Raw genomic sequence first — 963 nt, 5'->3', positions numbered from 1 at the left:
AGCCACAGCGTGTTGGGTCCGAACCGCACCGAATGAGTTCTCGAGACGGTCGGAGCGTAGGAGACGTCGTCTTCTTTGACGTCGAAGCCCAGGGTGTCGCGGTAGAAGGCCACGGTGGCGTCGTACTGTGCCTTGGGGATCTTCATGGCGATGTTCAGGCCGGCGGTGAATTCAGGCTTGTTCATTGTCGCGTGACTCCTTCGTGTCGGTGGCGTCCAGTGCGCGTTCCAGCGCGGCCAGCCGGTCGTCCCACCGGTTGGCGAGCCTGGCCAGCCACACCTGGGCTGTGCGGATGGCGGCTGGTTCCAGCCGGTAGGGATGGCGGCGGCCGGCCGGTTCGCCGGAGCTGATCAGGCCCGCTTCGGCGAGTTGGTTCAGGTGCTTGGCGATCGCCTGGCGGCTGATCGGCAACCGTCGCGCCAGATCAGTGACGGTTGCGGGCCCGGCGCGGCCGAGCTCCTCCAGCAGCGCCCGCCGCGTCGGATCGGTGAGCGCCGCGAACACCGCGACGGCCTGCGCTTCTGCATCAGGCAGTCGCATCGAGGTAGGTCTCCAGGTCGACGAGCTCGGCGTCCCATCCCTGACTGTTGGCCTTGTGGGCGGAGCGGGCCACGTCGGCGGCGGCCTGGGTGAATCCGCTCTCCACCAGGCGCAGCCGGGTACCGCCTGCCACCGGCTCCAGGGTGAAGTCGACAAGCGTCCGGGGTGCGTCATCCTCCGGCAGGCCCTCGATCGCCCACCTGAACACGAAACGGCGTGGCGGGTCGACCACCACGATCGTGGCGACGGATTCCTCGTCGAGGTCGTCCCAGCGGAAGAACGCGCGCCCACCGGGCCGCAGATCAATCTCCGCCACCGAGCCGAACCACCGCGAGAGCCCTTCCGCGGTGGTCAGCGCGGTCCACACCCGCTCGATGGGGTGCCGCAGCACCACCACACGTTCGATCGCGTCCGCAACCATGC

2 protein-coding genes and 1 pseudogene are annotated in these 963 nt (G+C 68.5%); all 3 read right to left on the bottom strand.

The genetic code is table 11. The features are described from left to right. A pseudogene (locus ABGB01_RS46000) lies at nucleotides 1-185 on the bottom strand (hypothetical protein); the annotation flags it as partial. Then, the gene (locus tag ABGB01_RS45995; RefSeq protein ID WP_347780656.1) at nucleotides 172-540 is read right to left on the bottom strand and encodes a metalloregulator ArsR/SmtB family transcription factor; all 369 of its coding nucleotides are present in this window, start codon (nucleotides 538-540) and stop codon (nucleotides 172-174) included. The gene ABGB01_RS45995 and the pseudogene ABGB01_RS46000, both read right to left, overlap by 14 nt. Beyond that, the coding region (locus tag ABGB01_RS45990) for an SRPBCC domain-containing protein (protein ID WP_347780655.1) at nucleotides 527-963 on the bottom strand (437 nt) is incomplete at its 5' end. The genes ABGB01_RS45995 and ABGB01_RS45990, both read right to left, overlap by 14 nt.

It is taken from the genome of Nonomuraea sp. B5E05 (genome assembly GCF_039880665.1).
Lineage (GTDB): Bacteria > Actinomycetota > Actinomycetes > Streptosporangiales > Streptosporangiaceae > Nonomuraea.
Note: the sequence above shows the minus strand (reverse complement) of the source record. Positions and strands in the feature narration are given on the sequence as shown.

Excerpts from the sequence above, each read along its gene's own strand:
- ABGB01_RS45995 (WP_347780656.1), bottom strand. The coding sequence starts at position 540 with ATGCGACTGCCTGATGCAGAAGCGCAGGCCGTCGCGGTGTTCGCGGCG.